Source organism: Novosphingobium sp. ERW19 (assembly GCF_012641315.1).
GTDB lineage: Bacteria > Pseudomonadota > Alphaproteobacteria > Sphingomonadales > Sphingomonadaceae > Novosphingobium.
The window spans coordinates 53,620-69,999 of the sequence record NZ_JABAIC010000005.1; the positions used below are offsets into that span (position 1 = coordinate 53,620).

A 16,380-nucleotide genomic window follows, 5' to 3' on the forward strand; every position below is an offset into this window, starting at 1 on the left:
CGGGTCATTTCTGCCGTAGCGGTCCCATGCCGACGTCCTGACCATCAGCCGGCGCGCAACACGGGGCGACGGAGGACGCGGAACAGGTTGGGCGGCACGTTACGTTTGCTGCCGCGTTCTGGCTCAGATGCTGAGATCGATCCTCGTTGCCACCTTCGCTTTGTTCCTCACCTGCGCAAGCGCGCTGATCCATCCCGCGTCCGACGAACGGGCGATGTATGGGTTCGAGGGGCCGCTGGAGCAGAACTGGTTGCCGCGCGAGGTGGCGGGCTGGCCCGCGCCGTTTCTGGCGGACAGCACGGCCACTTCCGTGCCGCACCAGATCGGGCCGGAGGATGACTTCCGGCCCGGTCCGTTTATTGCGGATCTTGGCTTCTGGGCGCTGGTGGTGCTGGGCGTGATGCAGGTCTGGCGCCTTTTGCGGCGGCGAGCCTAGCGGTCGAGCGCCGCTTCGGCCCAGTCGACCGCCACAGTTTGCATCTCCGGGCGGTTTCCTTCGGCGACAAGTTCAACGATCTTCGCACCCTTTACCGGCACGGCGATGGCGGCAGGGGCGTCGCCGGGCTTTATCCACCCGGTCTGCTTCAGCAGCTTGCCATCGGCGTGGACCGAGAAGCGGACGCGAGCGGTGGGGTCGGCGACGGAGTCGTCTATCCCGGCGAGGGTGGTGAAGGTCGAGAAGCCGGTGTTGCGGACTTCGAGGCGAGAGTTGGCGAGGGTGCCGATGGCGTTGTGATAGGTCTTGCCCGCAATCTTCGGGGTCTGGGCGAAGGGCGTTGCGTCAGCACGGGCGCCGCCCCAGCCGCCGTAGACGGGGTGTTCGCCATCGGCCTTGGTCGAGCGCCACGGCAGGAGGCCGCGGTAGACCATTGGATCGGCCATGGGATAGACAACGCCGTCCACCGCCGGGTTCACGTTGCTGGGCTGTTCTGACAGGTAGAGTCCCTGTGCACGCTCGCGCGTGCCCGTGGCCTTGAACAGCAAGGTCTGGTGGCGTTCGAGGTGGACCGGCATTTCATTGGTGAACGACTTCGTGCCGCCGTCCCACAAGTCGGTCAGGGTGATCGGCTGATCGGCGCGGTATTTGAGGTGGGACGCGATCAGCTTGACGTCGATCGGGCTGCCAGTGCGGTTGAACAGGGCGACCGCCTTGGTGCCATCGGCCAGCGTCTTGACGAAGATCTGCACCGAATCGCCATCGTAGGCGAGAACGGCCTGATGCGCGGCGGCATCCTGATTGAGCGCGACAACTTGCGCGTTGCCGAGCACGCCCATGATCGCGGGCGAGGCCTTGCGCAGATCGAAGCCGATGATCAGCGGTGCGTTGAGCATGGCCCAGAGCGCCATGTGCGAGCGGGCTTCGGTCAGATGCGCATCATCGAACTCGCCGCTGCCGATGAACAGCATGTCGGGATCGTTCCAGCTGTTGGGCTTGGCATAGAGTTCCCGCCGCGATGCCGAATCGAGATTGTGCAGCATCCGCTCCCAGTTGGGGGAGATATCCTCGCTGGTGCGCGAGAGGTTGCCCAAGGTGCGCGCCCAAGAACGGACGTCGGCCGAGCCCCACAGGCAGATCGATAGGACAAAGTCGTTGCCCGGCTTGTTGCGCGACAGTGCCTGGCCGACTTGCGCGAACAGGTCCTTCACCGCAGGGATGTTGGTGCGGGGGATGGTATCGTAGTCGATCAGCGGATCGAGCGCGCGCAACCGGCCGGATTTGACCTGCGGGCTATCAGCGGCGAGTGCGCGAATGCCGCAGCCATCGACCTTGATGTAGTCGAAATTCCATTCGCCGAAGTAGAGCGCGATGTCCTGGTCGATGTGGCCGTAAAGGCCGATCTCGCGTTCGGCCATGGTGCCGGCGGGCTGGCCGGGGCCGGTGGGATCGCCATAGATCTGGCCGCAGCTGTTGCGCCCGATTTCGCTGTAGATGCCCGCCTTCAGGCCCATGGCGTGGAGGCGATCGGTGAAGGGGCGGAAGCTGGTGTTGCCATCAGCGGTGCGGGCCGAGGGGAAATTGTCGGTGCGGATCAGCACGCGACCATCAGCTTGCCGGCGCCTGGCCCACCAGCCATCGTCGATGTTGACGTAGCGATAGCCCTTGGCGGCAAGGCCGGAGTCGACGATCAGCTGCGCCGAGGCGATGACCTTCTCCTCGTCGATATCGGTGCCGAAGGCGTTCCAGCTGTTCCAGCCCATAGGCGGCAGGGGGGCTGATCCGCGCGTGGTGACGCTCCATTCGCCCTTGGCTTCCAGCGGCTTGTCGGCGGCATGGGCAGGGGCAGCGAGCGCAGTAGCGGCGAGCAGGGCGGCAGAGGCAAGGCGCATCACTTGCCCGCTCCGAACGACAGGTGCTGGCTGAAGAAGGGTACGACCTGCTCCTGAAAGCGGAACGCGACGCGGTTGGTGTGATCGCCTTCGTACAGGGTGAAGCTGTTGGCGATGCCGTAGGTCTCGAGCACCTTGTGCAGGGTTTCGGTGTCGGTCTTGAGACCGTCCTTGTCGCCCACGTCCATGGCGATGGCGGCATAGCGGCGCAGGTTGGGGATGTACTGGTCAACGAACGACAGCGGGGCGTTGGCGGCCCACTTCGCCATGACGTCCTCGCGGGTCTTGCCGTCGGCAGTCAATGGCAGGTCGAGATAGAGCGGGGGGTTCTTCGGGTTGGGTGACCAGGCGGCGGCAGCGGCCAGGGTGCCGCGCTGTGCCCATTGCAGATTTGCCGAGTCGGCCGGGCTCTTCATCGCGGCATAGGCCTTCATCGCCTCGGGCGTGACGCCGAACAGGCCACGCGCCGAGAGGCAGCACGGGCTCATCAGGTAGAGCGCGCCGAACACGTCGGCATGCTTGATGCCGATGCGCGTGGCGCCATAGCCGCCCATGGAATGGCCGACGAGGCCGCGGCTTTCGCGCGTGGGCAGGGTGCGATAGTGGCTATCGATATAGCTCACGAGATCGCGGGCGATGAAGGTCTCGAAATCGCCGGTGGTGGCGGACGAGGAATACATCGAGCCGTTGTGCACCGTCTTGCTGTCGGGGAAGACGAAGATCATCTCGCGCGCGCCTTGGGCCATGCCGCCCTCGATTACCTGCGGCACGTGGATTTCGCCCATCCACTGTGCCGCGCCGATGGAGTAGCCGTGGAGCGCATAGACGACCGGGTAACGCCCTTTCGGATTCTTCGCGTAGCTTGGCGGCAGGACGACAAACACGTCGCGATCGGCGCTGTCGCCCTCGAGCGAACCTTCGAGGCCCTTGGCGTGGACCGTGATTTTCTGGACAGTAGCCTTGGGGGCACCGGGCACGACGGTTGGAGCAGGTGTTTCGACCTGCGCATAGGCGCCAGAGGCGCAAGGTAGCGCTCCCATTGCAAGGGCGGAAGCGGTCAGCAAAGGCAGGATGCGCATCAGTCTATCTCCCGGATGTGGTTCTGGTTGTCAGTGGCCGCGCAAGGCGCGGACGAGCATGGCGCGGATCTGGCCGTAACCGGCGCGCAGGTCGCCAAGCACGCCGCGCCGGTCCTCTGGCACGTGGGCAAGGGGATGGCCCTCGGTGCGAAATACATAATGGTCAAAAAACGCGCGGAACGCCATGCGCTCGGCCTCGGGACGCTCGGCAATGGCGATCATGGCATGGAGCAGCGCCAATGAGGGGGCGTCGGGCCCGGTGGCGGTTGCATCCCACCAGTAGTTGAGCATGACGTTGACGGGAGCCTTGGCTTCAACCTGGTGCCACCACAGCTTGGGCAGGAACAGGGCATCGCCGGGGCTCAGGGTGACCGTGATGGCTCGCGCCTGCGCTGCGGCAAAGCGCGGATAACGCGCAGTGTCTCCATTCGGAGCGGCGAGGCTGGCGGGCTGGCCGGCCATGGTATTGTCGATCGGACCGACATAGAGATCACCGATCGCATCGGGCGGGTAGAGCGTGAAGGTGCGTTCTCCGGCGATCACGCAGGCGAGATTCTCATAAGCGTCGTAATGTGCCGCAGCGGTGGACGGATTGCCGATCCACAGGCGCGGCTCGACCGACCGGGGCACGATCGCGATGTGGTTCGCCTCGGCAAAGCCCGGCAGATAGGCGGGCGCGACCAGCGAACCGATGTAGGTCGTGGGCGCTGAGGGGTTGTCCGCGTGGGCAAGCATCTGGGCGAAGGCGTCGGCCAGCGCCATTTCGCTGCGCGTGAAATTGAAGCCGGAAAGATCGTCGGTGTAGAAGTAATGGCCGGCGTTCACCGGGTCGCCACAGAAGACCTGTGGCTTTCGGTCGTTTGCAAATTCCAGCAGATAGTCGAGCGCAGCGCTCGGCGCGGTGCTGGCGGCGCGGGTGGCGGGCAAGGCAGCGCCAAGCCCCCTGATGACCGCGGGCCTGCCAAGCTCGATCACTTCTTCGCGAAATGCCCCGGCGCTGAGCAGCGAGGCATCATCCGGCGCTAGTTCGATCAGTTCTGACCGGGCCCGGACAGTCACGTCATGCCCAGCTGCTGGCCGGAGCGGCGAGTCGTTCGTTCCGCCGGCGGGCGAGTTGGCCGATCTGGCGTAGGGACGCGCGGATTGCCAGAGCCGCGGATAACGAGCCGTCCCGATATAGTCTGATGATTCTATTATCATCGAGATCTGCAAGAGCGTCGCCGCTGACGGTATAGAGGCCATTCAGGGCGACGGTCTGGCCATCGTCGAACTTCAGGGAAATGTCGACAGGCTCGACCAGCCGCGCCTCGACGATATCGGCAATGAATTTCTCCGTCCTTGCTGCATTGCCCATCAGCGTGCCGATGGCGCGCTGGACGAGCCGCATCTCGTCGGTCGGGCCGCCCATGGCATCGAACAGGGGGATCGTGCCGCCAGGTGCGAAGCGGGGATGCGCAAGGTCGACGGCAATGTTGTCATCAGAGGCAAAGAACCCCTGCCGCTGCAGATCGAGCGGAAGAAAGGCTGCGTTTCCAGTGCCTGCGCCCTCGACCAGGACCTCATCGGGCGCAAAACCAAACAAGGCGACGATGGCGAATCGCCCTGTCTCAGGCGATTTGGCCAGCAGAACCGGGCAGCACGATGCGGCTGCCTCGACCTCGGGCAGTGAGATCTGCACCATGTGCGGATGCGCGCCTGCAACAGGATGCATGGCCAGGTTGCGATGGACCTCGCTGTTCAAGATCTCGAGTTGCTCTGCCATTCGTCCTCTCCCGTCTTTCCCAGCTTTTCAGGTAGCTTATCGCCAATCTGGCCGAGATGCGATGTGTGCGCTACCATGCTTGGTCTAACGCCATCCGCGGCCTTCTTGCAACACTATCCAACCGAGCCTTCATTGCGCAGACAATTTGTTATTGATAGCGCTACCTAGATCAGTTACACCGGTCTCGCAAGGTGACGCTGACAGAGCGCCTGCAGGGTTGAGAGGCTGAAGGGAAACCGCGGTTCGTCTGCGTGACGCCTCTCCGATTGCGCGTGCTTTGTCATGGCTGCCGGTCCTGTCGTGTGGGGCAGCCGGATGCAGATCACCTTCCCGGGCGGGGGGGCCGTCAGAATAGCAGTGGAGAGGGTATGAGGACGTCCATCAATTCACGCTTCCTTATTGGAAGTGCGGCAGGGGCAATCGCGCTTGCTATGGCGATGCCGGCTGCGGCGCAGGAAGCGCAAAGCTCGGTCATGAACGACGAGCCGAGCAATGCCGAGATCATCGTCACCGGCATCCGCGGTTCGCTCCAGCGCAACATGGAGATCAAGCGCACCGCATCGGGCGTGGTCGATGCGATCTCGGCTGAAGACATCGGCAAGTTCCCCGATGCCAACGTGGCCGACGCATTGCAGCGCCTGCCCGGCATCTCGATCCAGCGTTCGGGCGCTCGCGGTGAAGCCAACGGCGTGACCGTGCGCGGCTTCGGCGGTGACTTCAACGACACGCAGTTCGATGGCCGTCACCTTTCGACCGCTTCGGGCGGCCGCGCCGTGGACTTCACCACGATCGGGTCGGACTTCGTCTCGAACATCTCGGTCTACAAGACGCCTGACGTCGAACTCGGCGCCAGCGCCATCGGTGCGACGATCAACGTTGCCCTGCCCAAGCCGTTCGACAGCGCCGACAGCAAGTTTGCGGTGAAGGCCTCGGGCGCGGTGCAGGATCGCAGCGGCAAGGTTACGCCTTCGGGCGCGGCGCTGGCCAGCACGCGCTTTGCCGACGATACCATGGGCATCCTTGCCTATGCCGCCTATCGCCGCGTCGATACCGAAACCAACCAGGTGTTCATCCCGGGCTGGATCGGCAACTACTTCTACCAGTGCCAGGCGCAGGCAGCCTGCCAGACCAGCGACTTCACGCCTGCCAAGAAGAACGTGCTGGGCTGGTTCCCGCAGCAGGTCGGCGCCAACCAGATCACCACGAAGGACGAGCGTATCGACGGTCGTCTGGCCTACCAGTGGCAGGCCGGTGACGATGTGCTGCTGACGCTGGACGGCAACTTCACCCGCCAGACGCTGAACACCGCGACCTATGGCTACGGCGCATGGTTCAACGGTGACGACTTGCGCAATGTGAAGCAGGACAGCAACGGCACGGTGGTTGACTTCAACCAGTTCGGCACGCCGATGGACTTCAACGCCAGCCTGGCGCGGACGATCAACCAGACCTACATGTTCGGCGGCAACCTGAAGTGGGATGCGACGGACGAGCTGAGCTTCGACTTCGACGCATCGCTGTCGCGCTCGGTCCTGAACCCCGGCCGCAATGGCTACCAGAACGCTATGGACATCGGTTACGGTGGCACCAATGCCGATCCGAACGGGCCGTTCCTGTCGACGGGTTGCACGTATCCCGCAGGTGCGGGCCCGACGACTGTGCCGACTTCGTGCAGCCGCTATTCGACGATCCTTGGCGCCAATACCGGCGTGAAGATCGGCGGGCCGAGCAACAACTTCCTGCCCAGCATCCACGACGTGGGGCCGGGCGGCGACGTTTCGCGCTTCACCGACAAGTCGCTGATCGGCAGCCACGTGATCGCCGGCTTCCCCAACTACTTCACCAACCTGGTCAAGCAGATCAAGATTGGCGGCAAGTGGGACGGCGACAACCTGAAGGTTCACTTCGGCGGCAGCTTCCAGGAGAACAAGTACCACCAGGAAGGCGAAAGCCCGTTCGTGAACGGCACCTTCTTCCGCTACGGTGGCTACGGCGCGCCTTCGGGCCGCACCGGTGCCGTCGCGCCGCTGCCGGACAGCGTCTATCAGGGCATCATCAGCACCAACAACTTCATCCCCGGCTATCAGGGCAACCTGGCTCCGGCGATTATCAAGTACGATCCGGTGGCCGTGTACAAGGTGCTGGAAGCAACCGGGCGGGGCACCACGGCGCCGGCCTTCAACCCGGACAGCGTGCTGAACGTGAAGGAACAGACGTTCGCGGCCTATCTGCGCATCAATTTCGAGAGCGAGATCGGTGACATGCCGTTCAAGGTGAGCGCTGGCGTACGCGATGAGTACACCAAGCTGACTTCGGGCGCGCTTGGCCGCAATCCGGTGAAGCTGATCACGGTGCCGACCGACCCGACGCTGATCCAGGTCGATACCTTCACGCCGCAGCAGCTGATCGAGCGGAGCATCTCGTATAACTACGTGCTGCCGAGCCTTGACGTGAAGCTGGAGGTGAAGCCCAACCTGATCCTGCGCTTCGATGCATCGCGCACGTTGACCCGCCCGGCACTGGGCGATCTGCGTCCGACGATCAATCTCGGCACGTTGCGCCGTGGCAGCCTTGCGGCATCGGGCGGCAACGCCAGCCTCAAGCCCTACCTTGCCGACAACCTCGATCTCGGTGTCGAGTGGTACTACGGTTCCAACTCGTACTTCGCGGTCAACGGCTTCATGAAGTTCATCTCGAACTTCATCGTCGGCGGGGTCAGCACGCAGACGATCAACGGCGTGATCGATCCGTTCACCAACCAGCCGGCGCAGTTCCAGGTGAACAGCAAGGTCAACGGTCCGGACGGCGTGGTGCGCGGCGTGGAAATCGCCTGGCAACAGGTGTTTGGTGACACCGGCTTCGGGTTCAACGCCAACGCCACACTGGTCAACACCAACCGCACTTTCAACACCGCGGACATCTCGGGTTCGGCCTTTGCCATCACCGGCCTTGCCAACTCGGCGAACCTCGTGGCGTTCTATGACAAGAACGGTCTGGAAGTGCGCGTTGCCGGCAACTGGCGTGACAAGTACCTGCTTGGCCTTGGCCAGGGACAGGGCGGTACGTTCGGTGCGGAACCGGTCAACGTGAATCGCCAGTTCCAGATCGATGCCAGCGCCAGCTACCAGGTGACCAAGCAACTGTCGGTCTTTGTCGAGGGCACCAACCTCAACAACTCGAACTACAGCACCTATGGTCGCTTCTCGAACATGTCGCTCGACACGTTCAACTACGGCCGCCGCTTTGTCTTCGGCGCCCGTTTCAACTACTGATAAGACGTGAACCGGTGGTGCCGGGGTGTGATGCCCCGGCACTGCTGCCAATGCTGGGCGGAGAGTGGCGCGGATGGTTCGTGCAGTGCGCGATGTCGTGATTGTCGGTGGCGGAACGGCCGGGTGGCTGACCGCCGCGATCATTGCCGCAAAGCATAAGGCCCGGATCGGACACGACTTCTCCGTCACGTTGGTCGAAAGCCCCAACGTGCCGATCATCGGCGTGGGCGAGGGGACCTGGCCAACCTTGCGTTCCACGCTGAAGAGCGTGGGCATTTCCGAAACCGATTTCTTCCGCGAATGCGATGCCGCCTTCAAGCAGGGCGCGTTGTTCGCGAAGTGGACCACCGGCGCCGCCGACGACGCTTATTATCATCCGCTGGTGCTGCCACAGCGCTTCGGACAGCTGAACCTCGCGCCACACTGGCTGGCAGGCACGCTGAACGAGGACGGCGACAACGGCGAGACCTTCTGCGACGCGGTCTGTCCGCAAGGGCGGCTGTGTGACGAGAACCTCGCGCCCAAGTCGATGGTCAATGCCGAGTACGAGGGCCAGGCCAACTATGCCTATCACCTCGATGCCGGAAAGTTCGCGCCCTTCATGCAGCGGCACTGCACCGAAAAGCTCGGCGTCCGTCACGTTCTGGCAGACATGAAGCAGGTCTTGCAGGACGAAAGCGGCGACATTCGCGCCATAAAGACCGAGCAAGCGGGCGAAATCTGCGGCGACCTGTTCATCGACTGCACCGGCATGCGCAGCCTTCTGCTCGGCCAGACGCTGGGCGTTGGCTTCAAGGACTGCAACGATGTGCTGTTCTGCGACACCGCACTCGCCATGCAGGTGCCCTATCCCGACCCGCAAGCGCCGGTGGCGACGCACACCATTTCCACTGCCCAATCGGCGGGCTGGATCTGGGACATCGGCCTGCCGACGCGCAGGGGCGTGGGCCATGTCTATTCAAGCCGCCATATCTCTCGCCAGGACGCCGAGGCGGAACTGCGCGCCTATGTCGGCCCTGCGGCGGAAGGTCTTTCCGTGCGCAAGATCGACATCCGCTCGGGCCACCGCGAGATCTTCTGGAAGAACAACTGCGTGGCTGTCGGGCTGGCGGCAGGGTTCCTCGAGCCGCTGGAAGCCTCGGCCATCGTGCTGATCGAGCTTTCAGCCAAGATGATTGCCGACCAGATGCCGCCGGTGCGCGAAGTGATGGACGTGGTGGCGCGGCGCTACAACGAGAAGACGCTATACCGCTGGGGCCGCATTATCGACTTCCTCAAGCTGCACTACGTATTGAGCAAGCGGCGCGATACGGCCTTCTGGCGCGACAATATGGAGCCGGCTTCGATCCCGGAACGGCTGCAGGAGCTGATGGCGCTGTGGCAGTATCAGGGGCCGTACATGCACGAGGAGTTCGACCGGGTGGACGAAGTGTTCCCCTCGGCATCCTACCAGTACGTGCTTTATGGCATGGGTTTCCGCACCGAGGTTTCCGCGCGCACGTTGGAGCCGGAAGTGCGCGAGGCGCGGCGGGCAAGGGCCGAAAACGCCGACATTACCGCGCGGATGCTGAGCGGATTGCCCAAGCATCGCGACCTGATCGACCGCATCGTCAAGTACGGACTGCAGCCCGTCTGATCCACAAACGAGCCCTGCCGGGTCGCATCGGCATGGGATACCTGAGAGGAAAATCGTGATCGCCAGTTTATTGCCAACGCGCGGAATCGCGCGACTGCTGCTCGGCTCCGTAAGTGTGGTAACGCTAATTATCTCCGGCCCCAACGCGCAGGCGGCCGACCCGCGGGCCGAAGCCGACAATCTTGCATCTGCGCTGGTGGCCAGGATGACCACCGACGAGAAGGTGGAGCAGCTCCTCAACGTCGCGCCAGCAATCCCGCGCCTTGGCATTCCCGCCTACAACTGGTGGACCGAGAGCCTGCACGGTGCCGGCGGGGCAGTGCCGACAACGAACTTCCCGCAATCAATCGGCCTTGCCGCCACGTTCGATCCGCCGTTGATCCATGACGTGGCGCGGGTCATCAGCACCGAACTGCAGGGCCTGCACACGCTGGCGCGGCAGACTGGGCATCTCGGCAAGATCGGCACCGGGCTCGACACCTGGGCGCCGAACATCAACATCTTCCGCGATCCCCGCTGGGGCCGGGGCCAGGAGACCTATGGCGAGGATCCGTACCTGACGGCGCAACTGGGTGTCGCCTATGTGAAGGGCATTCAGGGTCCGAACCCCGATCTGCCTGACGTGATTGCCAGCCCCAAGCACTTTGCCGTGCATTCCGGGCCGGAACCGACGCGGCATACCGATAACATCATGGTTTCGCGCCATGACCTGGAAGACACCTACCTGCCCGCGTTCCGCGCCGCGATCGTCGAAGGCAAGGCCGGGTCGATCATGTGCGCCTATAACCGCGTCGATGGTCAGCCAGCATGTGCCAGCGACCTGCTGCTGAAGGACCGGCTGCGCGGAGCTTGGGGCTTCAAAGGCTATGTCGTTTCCGACTGCGATGCCGTGGTCGATATCTATGACCGCCACAAGTACGCGCCAGATGCCGCCTCGGGCGTCGCGGTGGGCCTGCTGGCGGGCGTCGACAACGAATGCCACACCGGCACGATCGGTGAGGCGAAGGGGCTGGCGGACCGCTACAAGGCGGCCTTGAAGGCGGGCTACCTGACCGAGGGTGACCTTGACCGGGTGCTGGTGCGGCTGTTCTCGGCGCGCTACCGCAATGGGGACCTTGGCGGGATGAGCACGCGCAAGCCCAACGCCACGCCGGTGAGCGCGGTGGGCACACAGCAAGGCTGGGACCTTTCGCTGAAGTCTGCCGAAAAGAGTCTGGTCCTGCTGAAGAACACGGGCGTCTTGCCGCTCAAGCCCGGTGCGCGGGTGGCGGTGATCGGGCCGCTGGGCGATGCGACGCGCGTGCTGCGCGGCAACTACTCCTCCGCCAACTCCGCGCCGCCGATCTCGGTGGTGGAGGGCCTGCGCCGTGCGATGCCGGGAGCGCAGGTGAACTACGTGCCGTTCTCGCCATCTATCACCGATGGCGATCTGGTGACGGACGGCAACTTCCTCACGCCCGATGGCAAGCCGGGGCTGAAGGCGGTCTATTACAATGCGGTGGATCCTGAAAAGCCACGCGGAGAGCGCACCTTTGGCGCAAGGCCCGTCGTCACCCGGATCGAGACGAACCTGAAAAGCAGCGCGATGCAGCTGAAAGAGGTTAGCCCGGCGCACAAGGTGGTGTGGGACGGCTTCTTCGTGGCGCCGGAAAGCGGGCTCTACAAGATGGGCGTGACTGCGGTTAAGGGCGCGATCGAGATCGGTGGCAAGCCGGTGATCACGTCTGACCACTATTCGCTGTGGGGCGAGCCGCCCAAGTACGTCGAGGTCGAACTGAAGAAGGGCGAGCGTTATCCGCTGCACTTCGACATCGAAGGCGGTGGCGCGGCGGGACCGGGTCTGTTCTGGAAGCGCATCAGCCGCGATCCGTGGGGCGATATGGCGCGCGGCGCGGCCGAAGCCGATGTGCTGGTGGCCGTGGTCGGCCTGACGGCAGACCTCGAGGGCGAAGAAATGCCGCTCAAGATCGAAGGTTTCGATGGTGGCGACAAGACTGGCCTCGAACTACCGATGGACCAGCGCGAACTGCTGATTCGGGCGCGCACGCTGGGCAAGCCCCTGGTCGTGGTGACGATGAACGGCAGCCCGATCAACCTTTCATGGGCGAAGGACAATGCCGATGCGCTGGTCGAGGCGTGGTATCCGGGGCAGGCTGGCGGGCTTGCCGTGGCCAATGTGCTGACGGGCAAGACCAACCCCTCGGGCCGCTTGCCGCTGACGTTCTACAAGGACACGGCGGACCTGCCGGCCTTCACCGACTATTCGATGAAGGGGCGAACCTATCGCTACTTCACCGGCAAGCCGGTCTATGGCTTCGGCTATGGCCTGAGCTACACGACCTTCGGCTATGGCCCGGCAAGGGTCGAGCCGGTCGGTGGCAGCACGGCCAATGGCATTCGCGTAACGACGCAGGTGACCAACACCGGCGCGCGCGAGGGAGAGGAAGTGGTGCAGGCCTATCTGCGCTTCCCCGAGCAGCCGGGTGCTCCACGCGTGGCGCTGCGCGGGATGCAACGCGTGTCGTTGAAGCCGGGCGAGAGCAGGGCGGTGACGCTGGAGCTTTCACCGCGCGATCTTTCAGCGGTGCGTCCGGACGGGGTGCGGCAGGTGTTTGCGGGCACCTATCGCTTGAACCTTGGCGGTGGGCAGCCCGACAGCGGACTGCCGGGTACCGAGACCACCTTCAGCGTGGACCGCGTGGTTGACCTGCCGAAGTGAGGCTCAGCGCGCTTCGCCTTGCCCCTCGTCAGGGTGAAGCGCCAACCTCTGTTCAGTAAGAATCTGCCAGCCGGTAAGGAACAGCGCGCCAACCACCGGGCCGACGACAATGCCAGACAGACCGAGTAGTTCGATCCCGCCCAGCGTGGTGACCAGCACCAGCCAATCGGGGATGCCGGTATCGCGGCCGACCAGCATCGGACGCAGCACGTTGTCGGCAAGGCCGATGACCACGACGCCCGATGCAATCACCACCGCGCCCTGCCAGATCGCTCCCGTGGCAAAGAGATAGATCGCGACCGGACCCCAGACGATCGCAGGGCCAATGGCGGGTAGCAGCGCGGCAATGGCCATGAGCGCGCCCCACAGCAGCGAGGCGGGCAGGCCGACAATCGCAAAGGTGATCGCGCCCAGCGCGCCTTGGGCGAGGGCGACAAGCACCGAACCCTTGATTGTGGCGCGGACTACCGCGACGAAGCGCTCGACAAGGCGCCCCGCAACCGATGGCTCCAAGGGCATGGCGCGGACAATCTGCGGCCCGAGCTGGTAGCCATCGCGCAACAGGAAGAAGGTCACGTAAAGGCCCACGGCAAATGCGAGCAGGAAAGAGGCAGCATCGGCTCCGATCGCCAAGGCGCGCTGCGTGATCATGCTGGCGCTGTTGCCAAGCGCTTCGGAAATCTTGCTCTGGGCCAGCTCGAACGTGCCGAAACCGGCATTTTCGACCAGGGCCTGCAGGCGCACCGGCAGCGCATCGTGGACCTGCTTGAAATAGGCGGCGAAGTTGATCTGGCCGGTGCGCATCTGTTCGAACACGCCCGAAGCCTGTTCCACCACCATCGTGCCGATCAGCATCGCCGGGATGATCACCGCGAACGTGATGATCAGCAGAGTCATCGTCGCAGCACGGCTGCGCTTTTCCTGCCAGCGTTCAAGCAGTCGCTCGTTCAGCGAATGGAACATTATCGCGGCAAGCGCGGCCCAGAGGATTGCGCCGATGAAGTGCGAGACCACCAACGTAAGCCCGACGGTGACGATCACCAGAAAAAGGACGAACCCGCCCTTCTCGATCCTGTTGCGCTCCAGCATTGTTCCCCCGTGTTGCGGCCAAACCCGCAGATATCCAAGTGCCAGCGCAACGCCTATGGGGGCAAGTGGTTTCAGCTTGTCGCCAGACTTGAACCCTTCAGCGTAACCATCCGGCCCTTTGCGAGCTGCAGGGTGCGGCGCTGATTGCCCAGGCGCACGGTCATCGGCCCGCTTTCCATGGGTTTGAGCAACGCGTGGGTGAGGCAGCCTTGTGTCCAGGCAAGATCAACCACGACACCGCCCCGCGCCACCAACCCATGGGCACTACCGGTGACCCAGGCCTTGGGCAGGGCCGGGAACAGATGAAGCGTCCCCTTGCGGCTCTGCAGCAGCATTTCCACGATCGCCGTGCTGCCCCCGAAGTTGCCGTCGATCTGGAAGGGCGGATGCGCATCGAACATGTTGGGATAAGTGCGCGCCGGGCTGAGCAGGCTGCGCAGGATCTTGTGCGCCCGTTCGCCATCGCGCAGCCGCGCCCAGAGCGCGATCCGCCAGGCAGTGGCCCACCCGGTAGACTCGTCGCCACGGCGGTTGAGCGAGATTTGCACGGCTCGTGCCAAATCGGGTGTCTCGTCAGGGTCTATCTGCTGTCCCGGGTAAAGCGCGTAGAGGTGCGAGACGTGGCGGTGGTCCTGTTCGGGCGCGCCTTCGTCCCAGTCTTCTAGCCATTCCTGCAACTGCCCCGCCTTGCCGATGCGATCAGGCGCGAGCGCGGCGCGGGTCTGGCGAAGTTGTGCGGCGAAGTCGGCATCCTTGCCGAGCACGGCGGCGGCATCGGCAGTGCGATCGAACAAGTCGCGCAGGATCTGCCGGTCCATGGCGGGGCCGGCGCAGATAGAAGCGCCGAAAGGGTGGCGGTTTTCGGGCGAAATCGAGGGCGAGGTGATCAGACCCTGCGGCGAGGTTTGCAGGGTATCGAGAAAGAATTCTGCCGCGCCCCGCATGAGGGGGTAGATCGCGGCAAGCCATGCCCGGTCTCGGCCATGGTCCCAGCGATCCCACAATGCATTGCACAACCATGCGCCGCCCAAGGGCCACATGCCCCAGGCCGCGCCATCGATCGGGCTGGAGGCGCGCCACAGATCGGTGTTGTGGTGTGCGACCCAGCCTCTCGCCCCATAGATCGCGTGGGCCGTCTTCGCGCCGCTCACGGCAAGCTCGCGCACCATGCGCAGCAGCGGCTCCGCGCATTCGCCGAGGTTCGCCGGATCGGCCAGCCAGTAATTCATCTGGGTGTTGATGTTGATCGTGTACTTTGATCCCCACGGCGGCTTGGTGCTCTCGTTCCAGATGCCCTGAAGGTTCGCGGGCTGCGTGCCGGGGCGCGACGAGCAGATCATCAGGTAACGGGCATAGGCGAAATAGAGCGCGGCCAGTGCCGGTTCGTCGGTGGCGACGCTGGCCTTGATGCGCTCGTCAGTCGGCAGGGTGCTGCCGGGGCCGAGGTCGAGTGCGGCGCGGCAATAGAGGCGGCGGTGCTCGGCGACGTGCGCGTTGCGCAATGCAGACCACGGCCGGCCGCTGGCAACGGCGATCCGGCGAACGACAGTGGCAGCAGGATCGCCGGAGTGGCTGGTGGCGAGTGCGACAAGGATTGTTGCGTGCGAGGCGTGGCTGATGACCAACGTGGCGCCTTCCGCACGGACAGTTCCGCCTTGAGCGCTGGCGGTGATCCGCGCGGCGAGGCTCAAGCCGGCCGGGACGCTTTGATCGGCTCGGTTGTGGCCCTTTGCGTGGATCGCATTGTCTGCAGCGCTGACGGTGGCATCTTGTGGAGTTTCAAAGCGGACGATGAAGTTGAGCGTGGCGCCTTTGCTCGCTGAAAGGCGGATGGCGATGACCTGATCGACGGGGCTGACCAGAACCTCGCGCATGATGTTGCCGGCGGGTGTGGCAAAGCGGGTTGTGGCGATGGCTGAGTCGAGATCGAGTTCACGGCGATAGGCCGTTGGCGTGCCGGCAACGTCCATTTCAATGAACAGATCGCCGAAGGTCTGATACGACATTTGGCCTGCAGGCCGCGCGATCAGGCATTCGTCGGCAAGCGCCTCGGCTTCAGCAAAGCGGCGCTGTGCGATCAGCTTGCGGATGTCGTCGACCGCCTGAGGACCAGCCTTGGGGTTCAGCGGTTCATAAGGGCCGCCGCTCCACAGTGTGTCCTCGTTCAGTTGTATCCGTTCCGACGCGATGCCGCCGAAGACCATTGCGCCGAGCCGACCATTGCCGACCGGAAGGGCTTCGGTCCAGGTCGAGGCGGGCTGGCGATACCACAGCACATCCTGACGGGGAGCAGGTGGCGCGGCATTGACAGAAAGTCCGACAAATCCTTGTCCGGCGGTAGCGGCCCCTGCCGCGATCGCCTGCCTGCGCGTGATTGGCATCCTGCTTCCCGTAGTCCAATGGCCATTGCGGATGGGCGTATGAGTGCCAAATCCGGCAACGCTAAAGTTGCCGGATGATAAGTATGATTAATTGCCGGACTGTCCAGCGAAAAG

The 16,380-nt window shown here is 64.0% G+C and carries 10 protein-coding genes; 4 read left to right on the forward strand and 6 right to left on the reverse strand.

The genetic code is table 11. The features are described from left to right. Positions 1-127: 127 nt before the first annotated feature. The gene (locus HGI46_RS11240) at positions 128-436 is read left to right on the forward strand and encodes a hypothetical protein (protein WP_168904249.1); all 309 of its coding nucleotides are present in this window, start codon (positions 128-130) and stop codon (positions 434-436) included. Here the strand turns inward: HGI46_RS11240 and HGI46_RS11245 are convergent. The 4 genes from HGI46_RS11245 to HGI46_RS11260 are packed head-to-tail and all read right to left on the reverse strand — an operon-like array spanning position 433 to position 5,169. Then, positions 433-2,328, reverse strand: a complete 1,896-nt coding sequence (locus HGI46_RS11245) for an NPCBM/NEW2 domain-containing protein (protein ID WP_168904453.1) — start codon at positions 2,326-2,328, stop codon at positions 433-435. The genes HGI46_RS11240 and HGI46_RS11245 overlap by 4 nt on opposite strands. Further along, positions 2,328-3,407 carry an alpha/beta fold hydrolase gene (locus HGI46_RS11250; RefSeq protein ID WP_168904250.1) on the reverse strand — a complete coding sequence of 360 codons (1,080 nt, stop codon included), beginning with the start codon at positions 3,405-3,407 and terminating at the stop codon, positions 2,328-2,330. Before HGI46_RS11250 ends, HGI46_RS11245 begins: the two co-directional genes overlap by 1 nt. 30 nt (positions 3,408-3,437) lie before the next feature. Beyond that, entirely contained in the window at positions 3,438-4,466 is a 1,029-nt protein-coding gene (locus tag HGI46_RS11255) for a cupin-like domain-containing protein (protein WP_346766714.1), read from the reverse strand. A gap of 1 nt (position 4,467) precedes the next feature. Beyond that, the gene (locus HGI46_RS11260; RefSeq protein WP_168904251.1) at positions 4,468-5,169 is read right to left on the reverse strand and encodes a SapC family protein; all 702 of its coding nucleotides are present in this window, start codon (positions 5,167-5,169) and stop codon (positions 4,468-4,470) included. 368 nt (positions 5,170-5,537) lie between these two features. On the opposite strand from HGI46_RS11260, the gene HGI46_RS11265 reads away from it, so the two are divergent. From HGI46_RS11265 to HGI46_RS11275, 3 genes are all read left to right on the forward strand, one after another. Beyond that, positions 5,538-8,441 carry a TonB-dependent receptor gene (locus HGI46_RS11265; protein ID WP_168904252.1) on the forward strand — a complete coding sequence of 968 codons (2,904 nt, stop codon included), beginning with the start codon at positions 5,538-5,540 and terminating at the stop codon, positions 8,439-8,441. A 73-nt stretch (positions 8,442-8,514) separates the two neighbouring features. Then, positions 8,515-10,077 (forward strand): tryptophan halogenase family protein, encoded by a 1,563-nt coding sequence (locus HGI46_RS11270; RefSeq protein WP_168904253.1) that lies wholly within the window; start codon positions 8,515-8,517, stop codon positions 10,075-10,077. A 205-nt stretch (positions 10,078-10,282) separates the two neighbouring features. Beyond that, a complete protein-coding gene (locus HGI46_RS11275; RefSeq protein ID WP_168904455.1) occupies positions 10,283-12,796 on the forward strand; it encodes a glycoside hydrolase family 3 C-terminal domain-containing protein in 2,514 nt (837 codons plus the stop codon). Positions 12,797-12,799: 3 nt separating this feature from the next. Here HGI46_RS11275 and HGI46_RS11280 read toward each other — a convergent pair whose 3' ends face one another. After that, a complete protein-coding gene (locus tag HGI46_RS11280) occupies positions 12,800-13,885 on the reverse strand; it encodes an AI-2E family transporter (RefSeq protein ID WP_168904254.1) in 1,086 nt (361 codons plus the stop codon). A gap of 71 nt (positions 13,886-13,956) precedes the next feature. Further along, positions 13,957-16,266 (reverse strand): glycoside hydrolase family 95 protein, encoded by a 2,310-nt coding sequence (locus tag HGI46_RS11285; protein WP_168904255.1) that lies wholly within the window; start codon positions 16,264-16,266, stop codon positions 13,957-13,959. Positions 16,267-16,380 lie beyond the last annotated feature (114 nt).

What these genes read in the sequence shown, in the direction of transcription:
- HGI46_RS11260 (WP_168904251.1), bottom strand. Translation starts at nt 5,169, where the DNA reads ATGGCAGAGCAACTCGAGATCTTGAACAGCGAGGTCCATCGCAACCTG.
- HGI46_RS11245 (WP_168904453.1), bottom strand. Translation starts at nt 2,328, where the DNA reads ATGCGCCTTGCCTCTGCCGCCCTGCTCGCCGCTACTGCGCTCGCTGCC.
- HGI46_RS11250 (WP_168904250.1), bottom strand. Translation starts at nt 3,407, where the DNA reads ATGCGCATCCTGCCTTTGCTGACCGCTTCCGCCCTTGCAATGGGAGCG.
- HGI46_RS11285 (WP_168904255.1), bottom strand. Translation starts at nt 16,266, where the DNA reads ATGCCAATCACGCGCAGGCAGGCGATCGCGGCAGGGGCCGCTACCGCC.
- HGI46_RS11265 (WP_168904252.1), top strand. Translation starts at nt 5,538, where the DNA reads ATGAGGACGTCCATCAATTCACGCTTCCTTATTGGAAGTGCGGCAGGG.
- HGI46_RS11275 (WP_168904455.1), top strand. Translation starts at nt 10,283, where the DNA reads ATGACCACCGACGAGAAGGTGGAGCAGCTCCTCAACGTCGCGCCAGCA.
- HGI46_RS11280 (WP_168904254.1), bottom strand. Translation starts at nt 13,885, where the DNA reads ATGCTGGAGCGCAACAGGATCGAGAAGGGCGGGTTCGTCCTTTTTCTG.
- HGI46_RS11270 (WP_168904253.1), top strand. Translation starts at nt 8,515, where the DNA reads ATGGTTCGTGCAGTGCGCGATGTCGTGATTGTCGGTGGCGGAACGGCC.
- HGI46_RS11240 (WP_168904249.1), top strand. Translation starts at nt 128, where the DNA reads ATGCTGAGATCGATCCTCGTTGCCACCTTCGCTTTGTTCCTCACCTGC.